This window comes from uncultured Microbacterium sp. (genome assembly GCF_913776565.1).
GTDB lineage: Bacteria > Actinomycetota > Actinomycetes > Actinomycetales > Microbacteriaceae > Microbacterium.
This window is the reverse complement of record NZ_CAJYPF010000250.1, coordinates 1-6,498: the sequence shown is the minus strand read 5'-3', so window position 1 is coordinate 6,498 and position 6,498 is coordinate 1. Positions and strand designations below refer to the sequence as shown.

At 70.9% G+C, this 6,498-nt stretch carries 7 protein-coding genes; 2 read left to right on the top strand and 5 right to left on the bottom strand.

The genetic code is table 11. The features are described from left to right. Positions 1–1,153: ABC transporter ATP-binding protein (locus tag QZ433_RS13975; RefSeq protein ID WP_295784610.1), on the top strand; the 1,153-nt coding region annotated here is incomplete at its 5' end. Positions 1,154–1,198: 45 nt separating this feature from the next. Here QZ433_RS13975 and rdgB read toward each other — a convergent pair. Genes rdgB through murI form a run of 3 tightly spaced genes read right to left on the bottom strand, consistent with a single transcriptional unit; the run spans position 1,199 to position 3,377 of the window. Then, positions 1,199–1,795, bottom strand: a complete 597-nt coding sequence (gene rdgB / locus QZ433_RS13970) for an RdgB/HAM1 family non-canonical purine NTP pyrophosphatase (RefSeq protein ID WP_295784609.1) — start codon at positions 1,793–1,795, stop codon at positions 1,199–1,201. 1 nt (position 1,796) lies between these two features. Continuing rightward, positions 1,797–2,522 (bottom strand): ribonuclease PH, encoded by a 726-nt coding sequence (gene rph, locus QZ433_RS13965; RefSeq protein WP_295784607.1) that lies wholly within the window; start codon positions 2,520–2,522, stop codon positions 1,797–1,799. A 36-nt stretch (positions 2,523–2,558) separates the two neighbouring features. Beyond that, positions 2,559–3,377, bottom strand: a complete 819-nt coding sequence (murI, locus tag QZ433_RS13960) for a glutamate racemase (protein ID WP_295784605.1) — start codon at positions 3,375–3,377, stop codon at positions 2,559–2,561. 209 nt (positions 3,378–3,586) lie between these two features. Here murI and QZ433_RS13955 point away from each other — a divergent pair, with 209 nt between their 5' ends. Then, a complete protein-coding gene (locus QZ433_RS13955) occupies positions 3,587–4,912 on the top strand; it encodes a nicotinate phosphoribosyltransferase (protein WP_295784603.1) in 1,326 nt (441 codons plus the stop codon). A gap of 93 nt (positions 4,913–5,005) precedes the next feature. On the opposite strand, the gene QZ433_RS13950 is transcribed toward QZ433_RS13955, so the two are convergent. Continuing rightward, positions 5,006–5,272 carry a DUF3039 domain-containing protein gene (locus QZ433_RS13950; RefSeq protein ID WP_076676153.1) on the bottom strand — a complete coding sequence of 89 codons (267 nt, stop codon included), beginning with the start codon at positions 5,270–5,272 and terminating at the stop codon, positions 5,006–5,008. A 50-nt stretch (positions 5,273–5,322) separates the two neighbouring features. Then, positions 5,323–6,498: hypothetical protein (locus QZ433_RS13945; protein ID WP_295784601.1), on the bottom strand; the 1,176-nt coding region annotated here is incomplete at its 5' end.

Below are 6,498 nucleotides of genomic sequence, written 5' to 3'. Positions count from 1 at the left end.
CCGGGAACGCCTGCTCAATACGGGCTCGACCTGGACCGATCTGTGGGATGCGCGTCTGCACGGCGGTCTGAGCCTCTTGCACCGGCGATTCGACGAGGCCGTCGAATCCTGGATCACGCCGCGCAGGACGGCGCAACGCAAGATCGCCCTTCTCGGTGGCGTCGACCAGATCCTCTTTCTGGCGGGTGCCGGCGTCGCTCTCCTGCTCACCGCGCGGGACGCCATCAGCGGGCGGACGAGTGCCGGATCAGTGGCCCAGGCGTTCATCGTCGTGACCACACTCGCGTCCCTGTCAGCCGTCGGGCAGTTCACGATCTCGCTGGCCGCGCGTTCCCTGCGCAGCATGGACCGGGTGCTGTGGTTGCAGCGCTACGTCGAACGTCACGCGGCCCTCTCCGTCACGGCGCCACAGCCCGGGACGAGCGCCGTTCGTCTCGTCGGCGCGAGCTACACCTACCCGGGGGCGGTCGTCCCGGCGCTGCATCCCGTGACGCTGGACATCCCCGAGGGGGCGTTCGTCGTGGTCGTCGGCGAAAACGGGTCGGGCAAGTCGACACTGGCCGATCTGATCCTCGGCGTACGCTCCCCGTCCACGGGAACCGTCGATGTCTCCGGCCGCGACGCCGTGATGCACAGCGCCTCGACGGTCGCCCAGAACTTCGTCCGCTACGAGCTCAGGGTGAGGGATGCCGTGGGCTTCGGTGACACGGATCTCCTCCACGACGACGAGTCGCTCGCCGTCGCGGCTCGAGACGCGGCCGCGTCGGGGGTTTTCGAGACCCACGGGTGGGACGCCCAACTCGGTGAGCAGTGGCAGGGCGGAGTCGCACTGTCCGGCGGGCAATGGCAGCGGGTGGCCACGGCCCGCGGACTTGTCTGTCCGCACCGCGTCGTCGTGCTGGATGAGCCCGCCTCGGCGCTCGATGCGCTCGCAGAGGCGAGGTTGATCGCCACACTGCAGGACAGGGCGCGGCGTGACGGGTCGACCACGCACATCCTGGTCACCCACCGATTGGATGCCACGCGTTCGGCCGACCTCGTGATCGTCCTGGATCATGGACGGGCCGTCGAGATCGGCAGTCCGGCAGCACTCAAGGCCGCGGACGGACATTACGCTCACCTGTGGCGCCTGCACCGCGACCTCACCGGGTGAGAAGGTACCTCAGTCGGCGACACGTGCCGTCGCGCGCGGCGCGGTCTACAGCTGCGCGAGCAACGGCACCAGCCGTTCGAACGCCCGCGCGCGGTGCGACTCGGCGTTCTTCTCGGTCGCCGTCCACTCCCCCACCGTGCGTTCGTCGCCTCCCGGCTGACCATCGGGCACGAAGATCGGGTCGTACCCGAAACCACCCGGTCCGGCCGGCGAGGTCGCCAGGCGACCGGGCCAGCGGCCCTCGACCGTGTCCTCGGTGCCGTCGGGGCGGACGAGCGCGATCACCGACACGAACTGGGCGGTGCGGTGCGGATCCGCGACATCGGACAACTGGTCGAGCAGCAGCTCGACGTTGGCGGCGGCATCCTTCTTGTGTCCGGCCCAGTAGGCCGAGAACACCCCGGGCGAACCGCCCAGCACGTCCACCGCGACGCCCGAATCATCGGCCAGCGCGGGCAGTCCGGTGTGCCGCGCCGCCGCGCGCGCCTTGATGAGTGCGTTCGCGGCGAAGGTCACCCCGTCCTCGACGGGCTCGGGACCGTCGTATCCGACGACCTCGAGATCCGGACGCACCTCGGCGACGATCGCCTGGAACTCCTCGACCTTGTGCGGGTTGTGGGTGGCGAGGACGACGCGGGCCATCTCAGCCCTCGAGAGCCGCGGTCTGGATGCCACGCAGCTCGGCGCAGCCGTTCACGCCCAGCTCCAGCAGCTGGTCGAGCTCGCGCTTGTCGAACGGGGCGCCCTCGGCGGTGCCCTGCACCTCGACGAACAGCCCGCGACCGGTGACGACGACGTTCATGTCGGTCTCGGCGCGGACGTCCTCGACGTAGGCGAGGTCGAGCATCGGCTCGCCGTCGATGATGCCAACCGACACCGCGGCGACCGAGTCGCGCAGCACCTCGGCGCGCTGCGCGATGAACTTCTTCTCGCGGCCCCAGGCGATGGCATCCGCCAGGGCGACGTAGGCACCCGTGATGGCGGCGGTGCGCGTGCCGCCGTCGGCCTGCAGCACGTCGCAGTCGATGACGATCGTGTTCTCGCCCAGCGCCTTGGTGTCGACGACGGCGCGCAGGGCCCGCCCGATCAGGCGCGAGATCTCGTGCGTGCGTCCGCCGACCTTGCCCTTGATGCTCTCGCGGTCGTTGCGGCTGTTCGTCGCGCGCGGAAGCATCGCGTACTCGGCGGTGACCCAGCCCTTGCCCTTGCCCGTCAGCCAGCGCGGAACGCCGTTGGTGAACGACGCCGTGCACAGCACCTTGGTGCCGCCGAACGTCACGAGTGCGGAGCCCTCGGCATGCGCCGACCATCCGCGCTCGATGGTCACGGAGCGCAGCTGGTCGTTCGTGCGGCCGTCTTTACGGGTCATGGGGTCCTCCAGGGGAACGGGGATGGATGCCACGCCTCAGCGCGGCAGGTCGATGGCGCCGGTCTGCACGAGCTGCACCTCGCGCACCTCGCGGCCCATGAGGCGGTGCGCGAGGCGCACGAAGTCGTCGGCCGACGATCCGGTGGCCTCGTACCGGTGATGGGGGACGGCATCCGGGCTCGCGAGAAGGTCGCGCGAGACCAGCTGCCGGAAGACGTCCTTCGCCGTCTCGCTGTCGCTGGAGACGAGACTGACGTCCGGGCCCATGACGTAGCTGATGACGCCCTCGAGGAACGGATAGTGCGTGCACCCGAGCACGAGGGTGTCGACCCCCGCGTGACGCAACGGCGCGAGGTACTGCTCTGCGGTGGCGAAAACCTCGGGCGAATCCGTGATGCCCGCCTCGACGAACTCGACGAAACGCGGTGCCGCCTCGGCGAACACCGTCAGTCGCTCGTTGACCTCGAGCATGTCCTGGTAGGCGCGGGAGCCGATCGTGCCGACCGTGCCGATCACGCCGATGCGTCCGTTGCGGGTGGTCGACATGGCCGTGCGGACCGCGGGGCCGATCACCTCGACGACGGGGACGTCGTATCTCTCGCGGGCGTCGCGCAGCATCGCGGCCGACGCGGTGTTGCACGCGATCACGAGCATCTTCACGCCCTGCTCGACGAGCGTGTCGAGCACCTCGAGCGCGTACCTGCGCACGTCGGCGATCGGCTTGGGGCCGTAGGGCGAACGCGCGGTGTCGCCGATGTAGAGCACCGACTCGCGCGGCAGCTGCTGCGACACGGCCCGGGCGACGGTGAGACCGCCGACCCCCGAGTCGAAGATCCCGATCGGCGCGTCGTTCATAGGGCTCCAGCCTATCGGGCGGGGGTGGGGCGGGTGATCGGGGCCCCGCGCGAGGGGTGCAAAACTCCTGAAGTACCGTCGCGATACGCCGGGATTCCGGCATCCACCGCCCTCCCCGCCGAAGAACTCAGGAGTTTCGCGCACAGCTGTGCTGTCAAGCGCGGGGCGAGGGGCAGGGCCGGACGCGGGCCCCGCAATAGGCTGGCGCCATGAGCCGCAGCACCGCCCTGCACACCGACCGCTACGAACTCACGATGCTCGACGCCGCCCTGCGCGACGGCACCGCCTCGCGCCGCTGCGTGTTCGAGGTGTTCGGGCGCCGCCTGTCGGGCGGCCGCCGCTTCGGCGTCGTCGCGGGCACGGGTCGACTGCTCGAGGCCATCCGCGACTTCCGTTTCGGCGAGGACGAGCTGCGGTTCCTGCGCGACGAGAGGATCGTGGATGCCACCACCGTCGACTTCCTCGCCGATTACCGCTTCGCGGGGTCGATCACCGGGTACCGCGAGGGCGAGGTGTACTTCCCCGGGTCGCCGCTGCTGACCGTCGAGGGCACCTTCGCCGAGGCCGTGCTGCTCGAGACGCTGGCGCTCAGCATCCTGAACTACGACTCCGCCGTAGCCACGGCCGCTGCCCGCATGAGCGTCGCCGCGGGCGACCGCCCCCTGGCCGAGATGGGATCGCGCCGCGCCAGCGAAGAAGCCGCGGTCGCGGCCGCCCGTGCCGCGTACATCGCCGGGTTCTCCGCCACCAGCAACCTCGAGGCGGGCCGCCGCTGGGGCGTTCCGACCATGGGCACCGCGGCGCACGCGTGGACGCTGCTGCACGACACCGAGGAAGACGCGTTCCGCTCGCAGATCGACGCGCTCGGCACCGGCACGACCCTGCTCATCGACACGTACGACATCGCCGAGGGCGTCCGCACCGCGGTCCGGGTGGCCGGCACCGAGCTCGGCGGTGTGCGGATCGACTCGGGCGATCTGCCGATCGTCGCGGGCGAGGTGCGCGCCCTGCTCGACGAACTCGGAGCGACCGGCACACGGATCACCGTGACCAGCGACCTCGACGAGTACGCGCTCGCGGCGCTGGCGGCATCCCCCGTCGATTCCTACGGCGTGGGCACCTCGGTGGCGACCGGTTCGGGCGTTCCCACCGCGGGGCTGGTGTTCAAGCTCGTCGCACGCGAAGCGGCCGACGGATCCTGGGTGGGCGTGGCCAAGGCCTCGGCCGAGAAGGCGTCGCACGGGGGCCGCAAGGCCGCGTTTCGCACGCTCGACGCCGGCACGGCGACGTCGGAGCTCGTGGTCGTCAGCGACGGGTTCGAAGAGCTGTCGACGGCCGCCGAGCACCCGGACGCCCGCGCCCTGCAGACCACGCTGATGGAGCGGGGAGAAGGGGATGCCGCCGCCCTCGGCCGCGAGGGAGTGGCCGCCGCTCGGGCCCATCACGCGCGGGTGCGCGAGGAACTTCCCGTTCGCGCGCTGGCGCTGAGCAAGTCCGACCCGGCGTTGCCGACGCAGTACCGCGACGCGGAGTGACGCGGGAGTCAGCCACCGCGGGAGGGAGGGCGCTGGGCCTGTCTCAGCGACCGGACCCCACGCGGTCGCGAGGTATCGACCCGCCAGGGACGATCAGTTGACGAGCGACTCGTAGATCTCTTTGCACTGCGGGCAGACGGGGAACTTCTCGGGGTCGCGCCCCGGCGTCCACTTCTTGCCGCAGAGCGCCCGGACGGGCTTGCCGGTGATGGCGGACTCGAGGATCTTGTCCTTCTTCACGTAGTGCGAGAAGCGCTCATGATCGCCGGGCTCGATGTTCTCTTCGCGGATGAGCTCTTCGAGCTCGCGGTCGAGGGTTGCGAGGCCCCCGCTGTCCGGTCTGTCGAGAGGCGTGCTCATGGAGAGCCAGTGTAGCCGCGGACGCGGCCATCGGGTCGGCCGGCCCGCGATCAGGTGGCCTCGGCGAACTCCATGAGCCGGGTTCCGCGACGCTCGAAGAGCAGTGCTCCGACGGCGATCCCCACGACGAGGACGCCCACTCCGATGCCCACGCCGATCCACAGCGCGAACATCGCATCGATGGCGTCGCCGTTGATCGCCTGCCACGTGAGCACCGCGGACGGAACGGCGGCGAGCACGGCGCCGGCCATGACGAGACCCTGCGCCAGGACTCCCCCGGACCCGGTGCGCTGCGGCTGCTGGAACGGGCTGTCGCCGGGGCGTGACACGGCGTAGGGCGCGAGCACCGATGAGATGCTCGACAGCCCGAGACCGGCGAGGAACAGGGCCGCGCACACACCCACCATGGCGGGGAAGACGGCCCACCGGCCGTGGGCGACGATCGCGAGCGGCAGGCTCACGGCGAGGATCGGGATGCCGATCAGCAGCACCGGGACGAGGCGGCCGATGCGGTCGGACGCTCCGCGCATCCCGCTCGCGATGTGCATCCACAGGGCGGTCGAGTCGTAGGCGAGGTCGTTGTGCGGCAGCCACCCGAAGAACAGGGCCATGATGGGCACGGGCAGCAGCACCGCGAGTTCGAAGGGGACGCCGGCGACGAGCAGGGGCACCGTGGACACGACGGCGGCGACCGGCACGATGACGACGTTGACGAGGTAGCGCCGGTCGCGCAACCAGTACGAGAGGCTGCGCGCGGCCACCGCTCCTCCGGGTGTGCCGGGCAGCAGTGCGAACCATCCCAGTCCGCTGCGTTCGCGCACGGGCGCCGGTCGAGGAGTGGTCGTCAGCAGCACGGTGACCAGAGCGAACCACGCGACCCCCAGCACCGCCACCGTGGCGAGCGCGACGACGACACTGCCGACGGCCGCTCCCGCCGAGGGCGCCAGGGCGATGCCCCACGCCGCGCCGATCGGCGTCCAGGCGAGGATCTCCGCTGCCGAAGCGAGCTGCGAGGGGACGACACCCCGCCACTCGAGGGAGCCGAGGAACACCCCGACCGGAACGACGACGACGAGCACCGCCACGAGGTAGACGCTCATGAGTTCGCGCGACTGCCGCGGGCGGCGCACCAGAGCGCCGAGGGCCATGCTGACGCGCGCGAACAGCACGCACGTCGTCAGTCCGAGGATGACGGATGCCGCACTCGCGACCGCGTGGGCTCCGTG

Coding starts and splice junctions, on each gene's coding strand:
- rph (WP_295784607.1), bottom strand. CDS start 2,522: ATGACCCGTAAAGACGGCCGCACGAACGACCAGCTGCGCTCCGTGACC.
- murI (WP_295784605.1), bottom strand. CDS start 3,377: ATGAACGACGCGCCGATCGGGATCTTCGACTCGGGGGTCGGCGGTCTC.
- QZ433_RS13955 (WP_295784603.1), top strand. CDS start 3,587: ATGAGCCGCAGCACCGCCCTGCACACCGACCGCTACGAACTCACGATG.
- QZ433_RS13950 (WP_076676153.1), bottom strand. CDS start 5,272: ATGAGCACGCCTCTCGACAGACCGGACAGCGGGGGCCTCGCAACCCTC.
- rdgB (WP_295784609.1), bottom strand. CDS start 1,795: ATGGCCCGCGTCGTCCTCGCCACCCACAACCCGCACAAGGTCGAGGAG.